The 16,523-nt window shown below is 70.6% G+C and carries 13 protein-coding genes; 7 read left to right on the top strand and 6 right to left on the bottom strand.

Annotated features, from left to right (window positions below):
- Nucleotides 1–6 precede the first annotated feature (6 nt).
- Nucleotides 7–969, top strand: a complete 963-nt coding sequence (locus KRR26_RS32830) for a 3-oxoacyl-[acyl-carrier-protein] synthase III C-terminal domain-containing protein (protein ID WP_217081759.1) — start codon at nucleotides 7–9, stop codon at nucleotides 967–969.
- A gap of 12 nt (nucleotides 970–981) precedes the next feature.
- On the opposite strand, the gene KRR26_RS32825 is transcribed toward KRR26_RS32830, so the two are convergent.
- From KRR26_RS32825 to KRR26_RS32810, 4 genes are all read right to left on the bottom strand, one after another.
- The gene (locus KRR26_RS32825; protein WP_120203676.1) at nucleotides 982–1,803 is read right to left on the bottom strand and encodes a hypothetical protein; all 822 of its coding nucleotides are present in this window, start codon (nucleotides 1,801–1,803) and stop codon (nucleotides 982–984) included.
- 14 nt (nucleotides 1,804–1,817) lie between these two features.
- Nucleotides 1,818–2,633, bottom strand: a complete 816-nt coding sequence (locus KRR26_RS32820) for a hypothetical protein (RefSeq protein WP_217081758.1) — start codon at nucleotides 2,631–2,633, stop codon at nucleotides 1,818–1,820.
- A gap of 69 nt (nucleotides 2,634–2,702) precedes the next feature.
- The gene (locus tag KRR26_RS32815; RefSeq protein WP_120203679.1) at nucleotides 2,703–4,574 is read right to left on the bottom strand and encodes a serine/threonine-protein kinase; all 1,872 of its coding nucleotides are present in this window, start codon (nucleotides 4,572–4,574) and stop codon (nucleotides 2,703–2,705) included.
- Nucleotides 4,575–4,964: 390 nt separating this feature from the next.
- Entirely contained in the window at nucleotides 4,965–6,425 is a 1,461-nt protein-coding gene (locus KRR26_RS32810) for a DEAD/DEAH box helicase (protein ID WP_120203681.1), read from the bottom strand.
- Between the two features lie 617 nt (nucleotides 6,426–7,042).
- Between KRR26_RS32810 and KRR26_RS32805 the strand changes: the two genes are divergently transcribed.
- From KRR26_RS32805 to KRR26_RS32780, 6 genes are all read left to right on the top strand, one after another.
- Nucleotides 7,043–8,545, top strand: coding sequence for a glucan biosynthesis protein (locus KRR26_RS32805; protein WP_217081762.1), 1,503 nt, complete (start codon nucleotides 7,043–7,045; stop codon nucleotides 8,543–8,545).
- Nucleotides 8,533–9,039, top strand: a complete 507-nt coding sequence (locus KRR26_RS32800; protein WP_217081757.1) for a hypothetical protein — start codon at nucleotides 8,533–8,535, stop codon at nucleotides 9,037–9,039. Before KRR26_RS32805 ends, KRR26_RS32800 begins: the two co-directional genes overlap by 13 nt.
- 16 nt (nucleotides 9,040–9,055) lie before the next feature.
- The gene (mdoH, locus tag KRR26_RS32795) at nucleotides 9,056–11,083 is read left to right on the top strand and encodes a glucans biosynthesis glucosyltransferase MdoH (protein WP_120203684.1); all 2,028 of its coding nucleotides are present in this window, start codon (nucleotides 9,056–9,058) and stop codon (nucleotides 11,081–11,083) included.
- A gap of 78 nt (nucleotides 11,084–11,161) precedes the next feature.
- Nucleotides 11,162–12,787, top strand: coding sequence for a M28 family metallopeptidase (locus KRR26_RS32790; protein WP_217081756.1), 1,626 nt, complete (start codon nucleotides 11,162–11,164; stop codon nucleotides 12,785–12,787).
- Between the two features lie 147 nt (nucleotides 12,788–12,934).
- The gene (locus tag KRR26_RS32785; RefSeq protein ID WP_120203687.1) at nucleotides 12,935–13,756 is read left to right on the top strand and encodes a hypothetical protein; all 822 of its coding nucleotides are present in this window, start codon (nucleotides 12,935–12,937) and stop codon (nucleotides 13,754–13,756) included.
- A 15-nt stretch (nucleotides 13,757–13,771) separates the two neighbouring features.
- Entirely contained in the window at nucleotides 13,772–14,584 is an 813-nt protein-coding gene (locus KRR26_RS32780; RefSeq protein ID WP_217081755.1) for a TIGR02452 family protein, read from the top strand.
- A gap of 6 nt (nucleotides 14,585–14,590) precedes the next feature.
- Here the strand turns inward: KRR26_RS32780 and KRR26_RS32775 are convergent, their stop codons facing one another.
- Both KRR26_RS32775 and KRR26_RS32770 read right to left on the bottom strand, forming a co-directional pair.
- The gene (locus KRR26_RS32775) at nucleotides 14,591–14,833 is read right to left on the bottom strand and encodes a hypothetical protein (RefSeq protein ID WP_233576725.1); all 243 of its coding nucleotides are present in this window, start codon (nucleotides 14,831–14,833) and stop codon (nucleotides 14,591–14,593) included.
- Nucleotides 14,834–14,972: 139 nt separating this feature from the next.
- Nucleotides 14,973–16,439, bottom strand: a complete 1,467-nt coding sequence (locus KRR26_RS32770) for a sensor histidine kinase (protein ID WP_120204148.1) — start codon at nucleotides 16,437–16,439, stop codon at nucleotides 14,973–14,975.
- Nucleotides 16,440–16,523 lie beyond the last annotated feature (84 nt).

Below are 16,523 nucleotides of genomic sequence, written 5' to 3'. Positions count from 1 at the left end.
GCGCCCGTGGACGCGCCCTCCATCGCGCTGATTGGGACGGGAGCCGCGCTGCCCGCGCAGGTTCGCCTCAACGACGATCCCGTTTTCGAGCCCCTCCGCAAGGCCGCGGGCGCGGGTGAGCAGGCGCTCTTCTACGGCAACCGCGAGCGGCGCGTGCTCGCGCCCGGCGAGTCGCTGAGTGCCCTCACCGCCGAGGCAGGGCGCGCGGCCCTCCGAGACGCCGGCTTGGGCACGCAGGACGTGCAGCGGCTGTATGGCTACGTGTCCGTCTCCGACTTCGTCACGCCCAACGCGATGTACGAGGTGCACCGCGACCTGGGGCTCGGCCAGGACGTGATGGTCGTCCCGGTGCAGGCGGACTTCGGCAACTTCCTCATGGGCGTGGTGCTGGCCTGGGAGGGCATTCGCGCGGGGGCCTTGCAGCGCGCGCTGGTGGTGGCCGGGGCGGGGTGGACGCGCAACGTGGACTACAGCCAGGGCCACGCCATTGGCATTGGCGATGCGGCGGGCGCGGCCGTGGTCGGGCCGGGCGAGCGGCTCGTCCTGGTGGACTACGCGGCGGACACCTTCAGCAACGAGTACGGCGCCATGACGATGCGCCGCCGCGCCGAGAACGGGCTGGAGCAGCCCACCTACGGCATCGACCCGGTGGCGGGCATCCAGGCCTTCTTGAAGTCAGGGATGGACGGCCCGCCGCGGCTGGTGGCGCGGCTGCTCGCCAGGCACGGGCTCCGGGGCGAGGACGTGACGCTCATCGCGCACCAGGCCACGCGCAAGCTGATGGACCACTGGGCCCAGGAGATTCGCCCGCGCGAGTACCTGGATACCTACGAGGACTACGGCAACATGGTGATTGCCTCCATCCCCGTGACGCTGGCGCGCTTCCAGCGGGAGCTGCGCACACGCTGGTTGGTGATGGTGGGGCTGGGGATAGGCGCGCACCAGCTCGCGTTGCTGGTGCGCGTCTAGGCGAAGACCGGACTACTGGTCGTCGCAGGGCGTGCCCAGGCGCACCCCCGTGTAGACACCCAGCTCGTTGTAGACGAGCGGGAGGTTCTCCTCGACGGGGACCACGCGCAGCTCCAGCGTCTTCTTCGAGCTGGCGATCCACACGGGCGACTTCTGCTTGTCCAACACGAGCCGCAGCTCGCCCTTCTTCGTGGAGAAGATCTCTCCTTCGGAGTCGGACACCACGTTGGTCATCTTCTGCGGCTTCAAGTCCCCTCGGGGGCCGATGAAGACGCGGAAGCTCTTGGCCTCGGAGGGCAGGAAGCCCCGGTCCACGAAGTAGTAGTTGCCCTGCGTGTCGCGCAGCAGCGCGTAGGGCACGTACTTCTGCGGGTTCGGCGCGAAGGCCGCCTTGCGCAGCAGCTCACGCGCCTGCTCCCCGGCCACCCACTTCAGGGGCACCTCGCGGTCGCCACAGCGCAGGGAGCACTTCTGCTCCTTCGCCTTCAGATCCACGGACGAGTACACCCGCATGTCCATGCCGCGGAAGTTGGGGTTGGCGCCCTTGTTGAAGAAGCGCGGCTCCAGGAAGGTCGTCGCGGAGGTGTAGCCCTCGGGCGGGGCCACCTCGACGAACTGCTTGCCGTCGCCGTAGTACAGCTGGAAGTCGTACTTGCCCTCCTCGGACATGGGGGCGATGGCGACGTAGTGGCCCTTGCCGTCGGTGCAGAGGGACGTGGCCTCCAGGGCCATGCGCTGCCCCAGGTTCTCTTCCTTGCCCCAGGGGGGCTCCACGGCCTGGGAGGTGCCGGTGACGAGGAGGGCCGCCGCGGTGAGGAATCGCTTGAAGGTCATGGGGTGGCTCCGGCTCACAGGTTCTGCTTGAAGAAGCGGGTGGCGAACTCTTCCTGGTTCGAGGCGTCCTTGGCCGTCGTCCAGATGACGTGATCCGCCGCGAGCTTCGGATCCACGCTGGCGCCGAACCGGCAGTCGACCTGCTTCACCTTCGCCTTCACGGTGCGCCGAGCCTCCTCGGAGATGTCGCAGAGGGCGCGCAGCGAGGCCAGCGGCGCCTCACAGAAGCCGGAGATGCTGTACTCCTTGATGAGCTCGTCGGACACCGTGGTCCAGTCGAGCGTGCCCGCCACCTGCGTGCCGCAGGACGTGTTCATCGCCTTGAGCTTCTCGGCGTACTCGCCATCGTGGCGCGTCATCTCCGCCTTGCGATCGAACGCCATCAGCTTGGCGAGCGTGCCGGCCTTCTCCAGCTTCTGGAACTGCGAGTGGACGTCGTCGGACTTGAGCGACTCGGTGCGCTTCGCGTCGTACTGGACGCTGATGCCGTTGCTGTGGCGGCCCGGCACGTACAGCTCGGTGCTGGAGCCGGACACGACGACGACCGCGTAGTCACGGCCGTGGTACTGCGTGACGTAGTTCATCCGCACCGACGACCGGCTGCTCCAGTCGTTGACGGTGGCAGGCAGCACCAGCCCGTCGAACTCCGAGCCCGTGCCCTCCACGCGCACGAGGTACTTCTTGGCCTCGCGCGGGGTGAGCGGGACCACCGTGACGGCGGCGCCCTCCGAGCCGACATACACCTTGCCTGCCTCGACCGGCGCACCCGCCAGCGCGGGTACCGCACCCAGCGTGGCCACGGTGACAATGATTGCCAGGATGTTTCTCAAGCGCGTCTCCTTCCCATGGGTCGCTGTCTCGCGCGGAGAGGCTCTCCTCCGGACCTGCGACCCGGCATGTCAGAACTCAATCCCATGCAGCTTGCAGTAGCGATCTACTCGGTCTGCCTCGGCCGGCGCGACCTTCTTTCGATTGGGCTTGGCTCCCGCGAGATCCATTCCCTTGCAGTATGCACGCGTGAGCAACGAATACGATGCGGCGGTGATTTTCGTGCGCTGGCTCAATTGCGCCTGACGTATGGCTTCGCGCGCGTCTCCCTTTTCCAAAGCCCGCTCACCTTCTTGGAGAATGATTCGGACCTCGTCGGGAATCTTCTCGGCGACCACGGGCCGGGCGATGACAGGCTTTACCTGTGACGGTGGGGGCTTCGCGTCGCGCGGGGTGACCTCGGGAGTCGGCGCGGGCGTCGGGTTCGCGGTCGGCGGGGGCTCGACGCGAGTGGGCACCTGGGCGGGCGGGGGCGCGACGTGCGTGGGCGGGGGCGGCGTGGACGGGCGCTCCGCGACGGTGGGGGACGGCTCGGGCGGCGAGACCTGGGACGGCGGGGTGGGGCGCAGCCACCAGCCGAGCCCCGCCGCACCTACGAGGAGGGCAGTCGCCGCGGCCACCACCGGGAGCTTCGACTTCGTCGGGGGCGGAGTGCTCGCAGCGGGCACGGCCAGCGCGGGCTGCGCGTGGAGAGAGGCGGGGCCCGTCACGGGCGGCACGGGGCTGGCCGCGAGCGAGGCGGGGAGGGCGGTGGCCGCGACGGGGGGCGGCACCGGAGCCTGCTGGGAGGCCATGGTCGCCCCCAGCCCGAAGGTGTCATCGGGCGCGGGGGATGGCGCGGCCTGGGCTGCTGGCGCCGCGCCAAAGCCCATGGTCCCGGAGCTGGCGGGGGCGGAGGGCTGGGGGCCGAACCGTGCCGTATTGGGCGGCGGGCGGGCGGAGGACTGGCTCCCGGGGGCGATCGTCCCTGACAACGAGGGGGGATCATCCGACGGGAGGGCGATGCCCGAGGGGCTGGGGCGCGCCGCGCTCATCGCCTCCAGGACCGCGGCGGAGGGCGGCAGGGACTGGAGCGGGGTGCCGGTGAGGGCCGACACGAACGCGCCGATGTCCTGGAAGCGCTCGTCCGGGTTCTTGGCCAGGGCCCGCTCCACCGCGGCGACGACGCTGGGGGGCGTGCCCGGGACGAGCGTGGCGAGCGAGAGCGGCGGTTCGTGGACGATGCGGTAGATGAGCTCCGCGAGTGAGCCGCCGCCGAAGGGCGTCATGCCCGCGAGCATCTCGAAGACGATGCCGCCGAGGGCGAACAGGTCGGTGCGCGCGTCGATCTGCCGATTGCGCCCCTGGGCCTGCTCGGGCGACATGTACTGCGGCGTCCCGATGAGCACCGCCTCCTGGGTCTGGAGGGTGTCCGAGGACATGACCTTCGAGATGCCGAAGTCGAGCAGCTTCACGCGCTCGCCCACCACGCCCCCCGAGTCGGTGGGGACGAGGAACACGTTGGCGGGCTTCAAGTCCCGGTGCACGACGCCGGCGCGGTGCGCGGTCTGCAGCGCCGAGCCCATCTGCCGCACGAAGGAGACGGTCTCGTCGAGCGACAAGCGGCCCCGGCGCAGGCGATCCGCGAGGCTCTCGCCGCGCAGGTACTCGAGCACCAGGAACGGGCTGCCATCCTCGAGCGCGTCGAAGTCGAGCACCTCGACGATGTTGGGGTGTCCGAGCCGCGAGGCGATCTCCGCTTCGCGGCGGAAGCGGGCGTGAATCTCGGGGCTCAGGTTCTCGCTGGTCCGCAGAACCTTGACGGCCACCTGTTTGCCGGGAAGCCGCAGGTGCTGCGCCAGGAACACCGAGCCCATGCCCCCGCGCCCCAACACGGAGATGACTTTGTAGGTGTTCCGGAGGACCGAGTCGATCTGGAGGTCGCCGTCAGTCGAGCGCGTCATGGGCCGAGGGCTGTCCTGGAGCGTGGAAAGTGAGCATCCGGGGCGGACCGTAGTCGGGGTCGGGCGGACCTCACAAGGTCAGCCCAGCGCTTCGCGAGACGCGTGCGATCGAGCAGGCGAGCGCCACGTGCGACGCGACGAGTCTCCACACCGACAGCCTGTCCTGTGCGCGCCATGTTTCACGCACAGGAGAGGTTGCCAGCGGGAGACTCGTGACTGCGTCAGCTGGGAGGACTTGGAGCAGGCCGGGCCGCGCGGTGGAGACCGGGCCTGACGGGGCATCGCACGGATGACGATGCCCGTGAGCGGCTCGCATGGTGCCGCGCTTTGAAGCTCGATCCCGAAGCCGGCGTCAGCGCGCTTCGGGACCGAGCCGTGTTGCCGTGTGGCTCAGCCCCACTTGGGGGCAGTGCGCCGCGCGGGCGGAGGCGGAGCGCTTGGGTTCGCGGTGGGCGCGGAGCTCGCCGAGGCGGGCCGTGCCTGCGCGGGCGGGCGACCGGAGTCGCTCCGAGGTGCCATCGCGTTGCCGCCGGCTCCCCCCGACGGACGCGCCTGCCCACGACCGCCCCCGCCACCACGGCCTCCCCCCCCGCCACGCCGCCGCCGCGAGGCGTTGTCGCCACGCCCGCCGCCGTTGTTCTGCGGACGGCCCGACGACTGCGGACGACCCGAGCTGTGACGCACGGGCTCATCGACCTCGGCCGTCGCCGGGACGCTGGAGCGGAAGGCCGGATCCGCCACCGCCACGGGGACGCTGCGGCGGATGGTGCGCTCGATGTCGCGCAGGTACTCGCGCTCCTCGCGGTCGCAGAACGAGACGGCCATGCCGCTGGCGCCCGCGCGGCCGGTGCGGCCAATGCGGTGCACGTACTGCTCGGGGACGTTGGGCAGATCGAAGTTGATGACGTGGCTGAGCCCGTCGATGTCGATGCCGCGCGCCGCGATGTCGGTCGCGACGAGGACCCGGAGCGCGCCCGAGCGGAACTCGTCCAGCGCGCGCTCCCGCGCGTTCTGGCTCTTGTTTCCGTGGATGGCATCCGCGCGCACGCCCGAGGACGTGAGCTGCTTGGCCACGCGATTGGCGCCGTGCTTCGTGCGCGTGAAGACGAGCGCGCGCGGGATGGCGCCGTCCTTGAGCAGGTGCGTGAGCAGCGCGCGCTTCTGCTCGCGCTCCACGAAGTACACCTGCTGGCTCACGGTCTCCGCCGTGCTGGACGCGGGCGTCACTTCCACGCGCACCGGGTCACGCAGGATGTTGCGCGCCAGGTCCATGATGTCCGGGGGCAGCGTGGCGCTGAAGAACAGCGTCTGGCGCACCGGCGGCAGGGCCTTGATGACCTTGCGCACGTCGTGGATGAAGCCCATGTCGAGCATGCGGTCCGCCTCGTCGAGCACGAACACCTCGAGCGAGCGCAGCGACACGAAGCCCTGATCCATCAGGTCCAACAGACGCCCGGGCGTGGCGACCAGGATGTCCATGCCCTGACGCAGCGCCTGCACCTGCGGCGTCTGTCCCACGCCGCCGAACACGACGGTGTGGCGCAGGGGAAGGTTCTTGCCGTACGTGGCGAAGCTGTCGCCCACCTGGCTGGCCAGCTCGCGCGTGGGCGTGAGCACCAGGCAACGGATGGGGCGCGTGCCGCCCGGAGGCGCCTTCGCGCTCAGCCGCTGGAGGATGGGCAGCGCGAACGCCGCCGTCTTGCCCGTGCCCGTCTGCGCCACACCCAGCACATCCTTGCCCGCGAGCGCGTGGGGGATGGCCTTGGTCTGGATGGGGGTGGGGGTGGTGTAGCCCTCGGCCTTGACCGCACGGAGCAAGGCGTCGTGGAGCTGAAGATCGTCGAAAGTCATGAGGTCCTGAAGCGAGTGTGGGTGGCGCGGTCCCTCCCAGGTGGAGGGCCGCCCGCGCAGCGCGCTCGCTCGGATATCGAGGGCGCCTGGGCGGTGCGCGGTCGGACCCGATGGCCCGAAGCGCCTGAGAACTGGTGGAACAAGCAGCCCGCCCCGGTGCATTCCGCGGCGCTGACGGCGGCGCACACTGCCCGCTTCGCGCTGCCTTGTCGCGGGAAATCCTTTCGGCCGGGCGCCCTGCGGCTCGCTCCCTCGCTCCCCGCGTCAGAGGCCCCTGACACGCGTGGAATGATGGGGTGCCTAATGGAAGGCAGCAGCTACGGCGCGTCCTGCTGTGGAGGAATCGGACAGCACGCCTGGAGGTGTTGCCCCTCTCCTCCACAGTTCGTTCACGTGGCGAACTGGATTTGTTCGCTTTGCGTGCGTGTCTGGGCCGGAAGCGCTTGGGGGCGCGAGGAGGTGGGGAGGGCTTCCCCCGGAGCCGCCCCGGGCGTGGGGTGGTCCTGACGCATGGCACGTGTGTTGCGAGGGGCTGCCGCATTGCGCCGCGTTCCCGCGGCCGCCTGCGGAGGAATGCCGTCTTGAAGCAGTGGCAGCCATCGTCGCGTCGCTCGTGGATGCTCGGGGGATGCCTCCTGGTGCTGCTTGCCTGCTTTGGCGGGGAGGCCGCGACTCCGGGGGGGCGAGCGAGCGGGACGGTGGCGTTCTCCGCCGAGGTCGTCCGGGAGCGTGCCCGGGCCCTGGCCGCGAGGCCCTACCGCGAGCCGCCCGTGGGGGTCCCCCCGGAGTACGCGAACCTGTCCTATGACGCCTATCGCGACATCCGCTATCGCGCGGACCAGGCGCTGTGGCGGACCGCGGGGTTGCCGTTCCAGGCCCAGTTCTTCCACCCGGGCCTCTTCTTCCCGCGGCCGGTGGCGATGAACGTGGTGGAGGGCGGCCGGTCGCGGCCCCTCGCGTTCTCGCCGTCGCTCTTCACCTACGGGCCGCTCGTGAAGGTGCCGCCGCTGGCGAAGTCCGAGGGGTTCGCGGGCTTCCGGCTGGCGTATCCGCTCAACCGGCCCGATGTCATGGACGAGTTGGTGGCGTTCCTCGGGGCCAGCTACTTCCGAGGACTGGGGCAGGGCAACCGCTACGGGCTGTCCGCGCGCGGTCTGGCCATCGACACCGGGCTGCCGGGCGGTGAGGAGTTCCCATCGTTCCGCGAGTTCTGGCTGGAGACGCCGGCCCCGGGCGAGGCGCGCGTGGTGGTCCACGCGCTCCTGGATGGCCCGAGCGTGGCCGGGGCGTACCGCTTCGTCATCCATCCGGGCGAGCGGACGGTCATGGAGGTGGAGGCGTCGCTGTTCGCGCGCAAGGCCGTGCGGCAGCTCGGCGTGGCGCCCCTCACCAGCATGTACCAGTTCGGCGAGAACGACCGGGGCGCGTTCGATGACTTCCGCCCCGAGGTGCACGACTCGGACGGGCTCGCCATCTGGATGAAGGAGGGCGAGAAGCTGTGGCGCCCCCTGGAGAACCCCCCGCACCTGAGTGTCGCCAGTTTCCGGGCGGACAACCCGCGCGGCTTCGGTCTCTTGCAGCGGGACCAGGCCTTCACCAGCTACGAGGACCTGGAGGCGCGCTACGAGCTGCGTCCGAGCGCCTGGGTGGAGCCGGTGGGCGACTGGGGGCCTGGCTCGGTGCGGCTGGTGGAGATCCCCACCGCGAGCGAGATGGACGACAACATCGTCGCGTTCTGGGTCCCGGACGCGCCTGTCGTTCCGGGCACCGCGCTGCGCTTCGCCTATCGCCTGTCCTGGGGCGCGGCTCCTCAGGGCGTGCCGACTCCGGGCAGCGTGTCCGCCACGCGCGTCGCGGCGGGCAGCGTGAAGGGGGCCCGACGCTTCGTCATCGACTTCACCCGCGCGGGTTCGAGCGCGGAAGGCCCCGTGGAGGCAGTCGTCACCGCCTCGCGAGGGCAGGTGTTGCATCCCATCGCGCAGCCGCATGCCGTGACCGGCGGATGGCGCGCCACTTTTGAGCTGGTGCCTGACGGGGACTCGCCCGTCGAGCTCCGCTGCTTCCTGAAACGCGGTTCCGAGACTCTCACCGAGACCTGGAGCGACCTGTGGATTCCGTGACGCTGCTGCCCTCCCGCCTGTCCGCGCCCATCCTCTTCGCGGACCGCCAGGACACTCGCAACGCGCTCGACGCTTTCTTCCGCGACTTTGGCTTCACCACGCGCGCTGACCTGGAGCGGCTGGCCAGTTGGGTGCTGTCGGCGCGCGGCGCGGGTGTCTCGCCGGACGTCGCCCTGGCGCTGGCCCGCGAGCGGGTGGAGGCGTGGCTGGGCGAGCTGCTCGGGCCCTCGCACGCGAGCGGTAAGCTGCTCTCCCGTGGCCGCGCGGCCTTCGTCCTCGTGGATGCCGCGCGCCTGGGCGCGGACGTGCTCCTGCGGGAGCCGCGCCACCTGCCCGAGGCCTGGCGCCGGACCTTCCGCGACGCGGTGCCCGTGCCCGTGCCGCACGCCGCGCCGTCCGTGATGCCCGAGCAGGTGTTGGTGCTCAACCCGCTGGCGGAGCTGCTGCGGCGGTGGCTGCGGCTCGGTCAGCCGGGCGTCTCCACCTCGCCCTGATTGCGACAAGGTCCCCATGCAGGCCCATTCGTTCTCGCCCGGTTCCGCCGGGCTCCGCCGCGCGTGGGTGCTCGGCCTCGCGGGAGCCTCCACGCTGGCCGCGGCGGTGGAGATGTCCCGGCTGCTGAGCGCGGGAGGGACCACCGCGCCCGAGTGGGTCGTCCTGGCGCTGTTCACTCCGTGCTTCGCGTGGATCTCGCTGTCCTTCTGGGCGGCGGTCGCGGGCTTCGTGCAGTTGGCCTCGGGGCGGCGCGTGCCGGGCCTGCGTTGGCCCGACGCTGAGCGGGAGGCGGCTCCGCTGCAGAGCCGCACCGCGGTGGTGATGCCCATCCACAACGAGGACCCCGCGGCCGTCTTCGCGCACGTGCAGGCCACCTACGAGTCCATCGAGGCGACGGGCCACCTGGACGCCTTCGACTTCTACGTGCTGAGCGACTCGACGCGGGCCGAGGCCTGGGTGGCCGAGGAGCTGGCCTGGTCCGAGCTGTGCCGGCGCGTGGGCGGGCAGGGGCGCATCTTCTACCGCCGGCGGACGGACAACACCGGCAAGAAGGCCGGCAACCTGACCGAGTTCTGCGAGCGTTGGGGCCGGCGCCACGACTTCCTGTTCGTCCTCGACGCGGACAGCTTGATGGACGGTGCCACCGTGGTGCGCATGGCGCGCCTGATGGAGCTGAACCCGGGCGCGGGCATCCTCCAGGCGCCGCCCCTGTGCGTGGGGCGCTCGACCTTGTTCGCGCGACTCCAGCAGTTCGCGGGCCGGGTGTATGGCCCCGTGGTGGCCGCGGGCGCGGCGGCGTGGCAGCTCGGCGAGTCCAACTACTGGGGCCACAACGCCATCCTGCGCATGTCGGCGTTCATCGAGCACTGCGGCCTGCCGGTGCTGCCCGGGCAGCAGCCCTTCGGTGGGCACATCCTGAGCCACGACTTCGTGGAGGCCGCGCTGATGCGGCGCGCGGGCTACACCGTCTGGTTGCTCGCGGACATGGGGGGCAGCTACGAGCAACCCCCTCCCAACCTGCTGACGTATGCGCAGCGAGACCGGCGCTGGTGCCAGGGCAACCTCCAGCACCTGAGCCTGGTGCTCGCGGGTGGACTGCACCCGATGAGCCGGGCGCACTTCCTGATGGGCGTGATGTCCTACGTGGCCTCGCCCTTGTGGTTGCTGTTCCTCGTGGCGGGGCTCGTGTCCGCGGCGCACGCGTGGCTCACGCAGCCTTCGCGCTTCGGGGGCGTGGACGCCGTGCTGGCCAGCGGCGCGACCTTCGATTCGCCCGCCGCGCTGCGCTTGATGGCCGTGTCGCTGGCGATGTTGTGGTTGCCTCGGCTGCTCGGCGTCGCGCGGGTGTTCGCGCGCTCGGACGTGGCGGCGAACATGGGCGGGCGCGCGAGGCTGGTGCTGAGCGTGCTCATCGAAGGCGTGCTGTCCACGCTGCTCGCGCCGGTGATGATGCTGTTCCAGTCACACTTCGTGTTCGGTACCATCCTGGGGTACCGCGTGTCGTGGTCGAGCCAGCAGCGGGACGACGCGGACCTGCCCTGGGCCGAGGCCGCCCGGCGCCACGCGGTGCACACCGCCGTGGGCGTGGGGCTCGCGGTGCTGCTCTGGGTGTTCTCGCCGGGATTGCTGGCATGGGCCGTGCCCGTGGTGGCGGGTCTCCTGCTGTCCATCCCGTTGTCGGTCTTCACCGCGCGCGCGTCGCTGGGCCTGTGGGCCGAGCGGCACGGGCTCTTCCTCATCCCCGAGGAGGTGGCCCCGCCGGCCGTGCTGGCACGTGCCCAGGTGTTGACCGAGGACGGCGCCGCGACGGTGGAGGATGCCGTGGACCACGTCCTGTCGGACGCTCGGGCGCACACGCTCCATCTGGCGCTTCTGGAGGAGCAGCCCTCGTCGTCGGGCGTGGCGGGGGCGCTCGCGTCCGGTCGGCGCAAGCTGCTGGCCTCCGTGCCCGAGCCCCTCTCCGCGCAGGAGAAGGTGGCCGTGCTGCTCGATGCGCGGACGCTCGCGGAGGCCCGCGGGCGTAGGCTGGGCCAGCCCTCCTGAGCCGAAGGCCCGCGGTGGGGACGTGGAATGTCCCCGCACGGGGAGGGTTGTCGGTTCCCTCCACGAAAGCGAGCCCCCATGCGCCGTGTCGCCGTCCTCGTCTTCCTCGGGCTGTGGGTGGCGTCCCCGGTCGAGGCGGCATCCCCGCCGCCATCGGATGCGGCGCGGTGGTGGGCGCACGTGGAGTTCCTCGCGAGTGATGCATTGGAGGGCCGCGCCACCGGCAGCGAGGGGCACCGCAAGGCGGCGGCCTATGTGGCGGACACCCTGTCGTCGCTCGGCGTGAAGCCCGCGTTCCCGAGTGGCTATACCCAAGAGATGTCGCTGCGCTCGCGGCGGCTCGTGGAGGAGAAGTCGCGGCTGGCGCTCATGCGGGACGGGCGCGAGACAGCGTTGATGCTGGGCCAGGATGCCATCCTGGTGTCTCGCACGGGGATGACGGGCTCGGTGGATGCGCCGCTCGTCTTCGTGGGGCAGGGGCTGTCCATGCCCGAGGCGGGGCATGACGACTTCGCCAGCCTGGACCTCCGAGGCAAGGTGGCGGTCATCCTCGTGGGTGGTGGTCCGCGAGACGTGTCGGGCGTGCAGCGGGCGCACCATGCGTCATGGACGGAGCGCGCGGCGGTGCTGGAGCGGCTGGGGGCCGTGGGCGTGGTGCTGCTCCAGAACCCGAAGTTCCTCGAGGTGCCGTGGGAGCGCACCGCGGCGGCGCGAAAGAATCCCGCGATGCTCTTCGCCGACCCCGCGCTGCAAGAGGGCGCTCGCCTGAAGGTGCAGGTCACCGTGAATGCCCAGCGGGCCAGCGTGTGGTTCGAGGGCGCGCCACACTCCTACGCCGAGCTGGTGGCGCTGGCGAATGACGGCAAGCCGCTGCCGAAGTTCGAGCTGCCGTGGCGCCTGCGGGCCACGCTCGACATCGCGACCGAGCCCGTCACGTCCGTCAACGTGGTCGGTGTTCTGCCTGGAGCGGATCCCGTGCTCGCGCGCGAGTATGTCATCGTCTCCGCGCACCTGGATCACCTCGGGGTGGGCGAGCCCGTGCGTGGGGATCGCATCTACAACGGAGCCATGGACAACGCCTCGGGCGTGGCCGCGGTGCTGGAGGTGGCGCGTGCGTTGGCCCAGGCGCCCGTGAGGCCCCGGCGCACCGTGCTGTTCGCGCTGGTGACGGGAGAAGAGAAGGGCCTCCTGGGGTCGAGGTACCTCGCGCGGCATCTCCCCGTGCCTGGGGCTTCCTGCGTGGCGGACTTGAACCTGGACATGTTCTTGCCGCTGGTTCCCTTCACGCACGTGGTGGCGCTGGGCATGAACGAGTCCTCGCTCATCGAGCCGCTGCGTCGCGTGGCCTCGGAGCGTGGCGTGAAGGTGCTCGCGGATCCGGAGCCGGATCGCCTCCTGTTCGTCCGGAGCGATCAGTACTCGTTCGTGCGCGAGGGCATCCCCGCGCTCGCGTTCAAGTTCGGCTACGAGCCGGGTTCGACCGCTGAGCGGTTGATGAAGCAGTGGTTCCCTGAGCGCTATCACGCGCCCTCGGATGACGTGCGGCAGCCCGTGGACCGAGAGGGCGCGGCGCGGTTCGTCCAATTCCTCTCCGCGTTGACGCGCGCGGTGGCGGATGCGGCCGAGCGTCCCCGCTGGAACGACGACAGCTTCTTCCGCCGCTTCGCCACATCCCCGTCACCCAGGGAAGCCGGCGCGCGGTGACGGCGCCTGACCCTCGAGGGCAGGGTCGTGGTGACCCCGTTCGTGGCCCCAAGGGCCCGTGTTAGACAGACCGGATGCGGGAGGCCCGCCTTCGACATTTCGCGAGGGCTTGCATGCATCCAGGCCGCCCCGGCTTCGGAAGAGTGAATGCGCTCCACATCGGTAGTGGCGGTGATTGTCGCTGGGCTCGCCATGGGCGGGATGCTGGCCTGCGGTGACTCGAAGGCCCAGGGCGAGACGCCGGACAGTGGCACGCCGGGGTCGGAGGTCGACTCGGGCACGCCGCAGCAGTCCGCCGGGTGTCCCGCGAACGCCATCCTCTGCGAGGACTTCGAGAAGGGGCAGAACGGCTGGAAGGAGCCCGACGAGAAACAGCACGCCACCATCGCCGTGGATGGCACGCGCGTGCACGGCGGCAAGGGCGCGCTGCACGTGACGACGGAGGACAACCTGCATGAGGACTCGCCAGATCATCCTCAGGCCATCGCGCACTACCGCAAGGACATGCCCGCGTTCGGCACCACGCTGTACACGCGCGCGTGGGTGTACCTGGCGCGCGTGCCGCAAGAGGGCGTGATGGGGACGTTCTTCATCCTCTTCTCACCCAAGGACAATGACTGGGGCGGAATCGAACTCCAGGCGATGAAGAACGGCGGCTTCGCGCTGGATGACTGGAGCGGCGTCCTGGGCACGGGCTGGAACCTGGAGGACCCGGCGGTGGTGGTGATGCAGGCGGGCCGCTGGACGTGCCTGGAGTGGGGCGTGAGCCGCGCCAGGCCCACCGACACCACGGGCCACGCGCAGGTCTGGGTGGATGGCACGCAGGCCTTTGACTTCCCCAACGTGGGCATGCGGCCCTTCAGCAACTTCGCGGTGGGCTGGGGCTTCGTGCACCCGCACGGCGACTCGGACTCCGAGACGTGGATCGACGACCTCGCGGTCGCGCCCACGCGCATCGGCTGCAACTGATAGACGCGGAGGCGCATGGGACTCGAGGACATCGGCGAAGAGACGGTTCGCATCACCAGGCGGGGCACCTACGTGGCGCTGTCTGGCCAGGAGGTGTCCATTCGCGACGCCGTCTCTCACGCCGTTCAGGGAACGCGGCTGTATCGGCCTGGTGACTTCGAGTCCCTCGCGCTGCCCGTCGCGCCCGGCGGCGGGATGCGCATCGAGGTGACGCCCGAGAAGACGGGTGAGGCCGCGCGACGTTTGGTCGAGATGGAGGGGGCGCGAGTCCTCGCGCTCAACTTCGCGTCCGCGCGCAACCCGGGCGGTGGATTCCTCGGCGGGGCGAAGGCTCAGGAAGAGGACCTGGCGCGCTGCTCGGCCCTGTATGCGTGCCTCGTCACGCAGCCCGAGTACTACGACGCGAACCGCGCGGCGGGCACGCCGCTGTACACCGACCACGTCATCTACTCACCCGACGTGCCGTTCTTCCGCAACGAAGCGCTGGAGCTGCTGGAGCGGCCCTTCGGCGTATCGCTCATGACGGCGCCCGCGCCCAATGCGGGACAGGCGCTGCGCGCGGACGCGGGCGTGGGGCCGAGGCTGCGCGAGGTGCTGTTCGCTCGCGCGCTCAAGGTGCTTCAGGTCGCGGCGCACCAAGGGCACCGCACGCTCGTGCTGGGGGCGTGGGGCTGTGGGGTGTTCCGCAACAACCCGCGCGACGTGGCCGAGGCCTTCGCTCAGGGGCTGCGCGCGCTGCCGGGGCGCTTCGAGCGCGTCGTCTTCGCCGTGTATGAGCGGGGCTCGGGAGGGCCCAACCAGCGAGCCTTCCGCGAGCGGTTCGGCTGAGTCGCTTCAGCCGTGCAGGTCGAGCGGCATGCCCGTGCCCACCGTGAACTGCCCGGCCTTGCGCAGACGCTCCTGCGCCTGCGGCGTGCAGTGCATCGTCACGAGCGGCAACTGTCCGGGTTCACTCATCCAGCGAACTCCGTCGAGCAGCTCGTTCTTCGTGAGGTAGTCCAGCAGCGAGTCGCGCAGGTGGCGGCCCTCGTCTCGAACAGGTTTCGCTCGCGCGGGACGGGACTCTGGCGCGGACATGACAATGGTCTCGAGCCACGGCATCGGATACCCCCCACTTGAATCACAGGACACGGACGAAGCGGGGCGGCGGCCCCTCGTCACGCGTGGAGAGAGAATGCACTCAACGCGCGCCGCGTGTTTCCATCCGCGCGCCAAATCATTCTCGCGCGGCGCCAGGAGGCAGCTCCACCATGAACGCCGCGCCCCCACCGGGTGCGTCTTCGACCCAGACGCGCCCACCGTGCGCTTCGACGATCTGCCGGACGATGTAGAGCCCGAGGCCCAGGCCGCCCGCGCGCTGCGAGTCCCGACCCTGGGCGAAGCGCTGGAAGACGCGCTCGCGCTCCGAGAGGGGAACGCCCGGGCCGTGGTCGCGCACCATCAACCGCAGCGTGTTGTCGCAGGAGGTGAGTGACACGTGCACGGGGCTTCCCTTGCCGTGCCGGAAGGCGTTGGTCATCAGGTTGTTGACCACCTGCTCCAGTCGTAGGCGATCAAAATGTCCTGGGGCGGGGGACTCGATGTTCGCCTCCAGCACCACGCCGGCCTGTCGCGACTCGTCGGCGAACCGCGCGGCCAGGTCGGACACCACGGCGGCCAGGTCTCCGTCCGCGAAGTGGAAGTCGAGCTTGCCCGTGCGCATGCGGCTGACATCCAGCAGGTTGTCCACCAGCGCACCGAGCCGCCGCAGTTGTCGCTCCGCCGCCTCCAGCTTCGCCACCACCTTGGGAGACGCGATCGGCTCGCCAGGGCTCCCGGTGGACTGTCGCCGCAGCATGTCCACCTGCAGGCGCAGCGAGGTGAGCGGCGTGCGCAGTTCATGACTCGCCAGGGAGAGGAAGTCGTCGCGCGTGCGCACGGCGTCCTGGAGCGCGGCCTCCGTCTCCTTGAGCGCGGTGATGTCCAGCACCGCGCCTCGCACCACCATCACCCGGCCGGTTGCGTCGCGAATCACCTTGGCGCGACTGTTGAGCCAGTGCCACGAGCCGTCCGGCCAGTGGGTGCGAAAGGTGGACGAATAGGAGTCCACGTCGCTGTCGAAGATGCCCGTCACCTGGGCCTCGACCTCGGCGCGGTCGTCCGGGTGCAGTGACGCCAGGAACTTCTCGTGCGTCCATTCCTCGAGCGGCTGGGGGAAGCCGTAGAGGCGATCATGCCCCTCGGACCGAAACACCTGTCCGGTGGCGAGGTTCGTCTCCCAGACCGCCATCTCCGCGGACTCGAGCGCGACCTGGAAGCGGTCGCCGAGCTGCCGCAGCCGCTCGTCGTTGCGCGTGGCCTCGGACTCGGCCTGCTGGCGGCGGGTGATGTCGTTGGCGAGCACCCACGTCTCTCCGCCCACGGAACGCACGCTCACCTCCAACCACGTGCCCGGCGGCAGCTCGCACAAGAAGCGAGTGGGCTCCCGCGTGGCGAGCACGCTCATCAATCGCTCGTGCAGCAGGGTGCCCGCGAGGGCGGGCTGCGCGACCCAGGGCTCCTGCCCCACGCTGCCATCGGGATGCAGCCCCAGCAGCGTGGCGGCGCGGTGGTTCAGCTCGCCCAGGCGGCCGTGGGCGTCGAGGACCACGAAGGCCTCGCCCATCATCTCGCGCAGGAGCTGAAGCCGTGTGTCAGCCGACATGCTGGCCTCGTCGGCCGGCGCCGGCATCGTGGCTTCCAAGGCCCGCCAGGCGGCGGGGTTCGTCGCGGAAGAAGCGTCACCCGA

The sequence above is a fragment of the Citreicoccus inhibens genome, from assembly GCF_019039035.1.
Lineage (GTDB): Bacteria > Myxococcota > Myxococcia > Myxococcales > Myxococcaceae > Citreicoccus > Citreicoccus inhibens.
Note: the sequence above shows the minus strand (reverse complement) of the source record. Positions and strands in the feature narration are given on the sequence as shown.